The sequence below is a fragment of the Vibrio sp. 1401 genome (assembly GCF_033340295.1).
The window spans coordinates 1-683 of record NZ_JAWOWF010000392.1; the positions used below are offsets into that span (position 1 = coordinate 1).

1 protein-coding gene is annotated in these 683 nt (G+C 46.1%); it reads right to left on the minus strand.

Going from position 1 to position 683, the window contains the following annotated elements; genetic code table 11:
• Positions 1-647, minus strand: a 647-nt coding sequence (locus R7Z77_RS25830; protein WP_318137109.1) for a chorismate mutase, incomplete at its 3' end; no start/stop codon positions are given.
• Between the last annotated feature and the right edge of the window lie 36 nt (positions 648-683).

Genomic DNA, 683 nt, shown 5'->3' on the forward strand with positions numbered 1-683 from the left:
GGTTGCGGATGCGAGTACAGTGTTTTGATGTCTTCGAGGCGAATGTCTTTCGTTGCAACTAAGCAGTGCTCGATAGGTTGAGTCAGCTCACCAACAATATACAGCGTGGTGTGTTGCAGTAGGTCATATACTTCATTGATCGAGCCCGAGCTGGTGTTTTCGATGGGCAGCACACCGTAATCAGCATGGCCAGATTCCACCGTTCGAGTCACTTCTTTGAAATGCTCACAATTTAGCTCGATAAGCTCGGTATTTTTACGACTGAAATATTCGCGGCTTGCCAAGTGCGAGTAAGAACCTTTGGCTCCCAAGAAAGCGACGCGTGCAAGTGGCTTACGGCTTTGTTGCGGGTTAACAAGGTTTTGCAGATAACCTTGTTGAAGTAAGACAGAATCTTCAATGATGGTGTGGAAAAGTTTGGTGATGTACTGAGCGTCGAGTTCGTATTTGTCTCGGCCGTTGGAAATCAGCTTAACCAACAGTTGTTGTTCTCGAACGGCATCACGAACTGGTTTTGAGGTTTGTACTTTGCTTTTGGCTACTTCAATGCTGAGTTTACGGCGTTCAGACAGCAAGCTAAGGAGCTGGTCATCGAGCTCATTCAAGCGTAAACGAATTTCTTCGAGGGAAATAGGTTGGTCAGTCATCAATTCTTTCCTTATAAAAAAAGCCTCCCGAGTGGG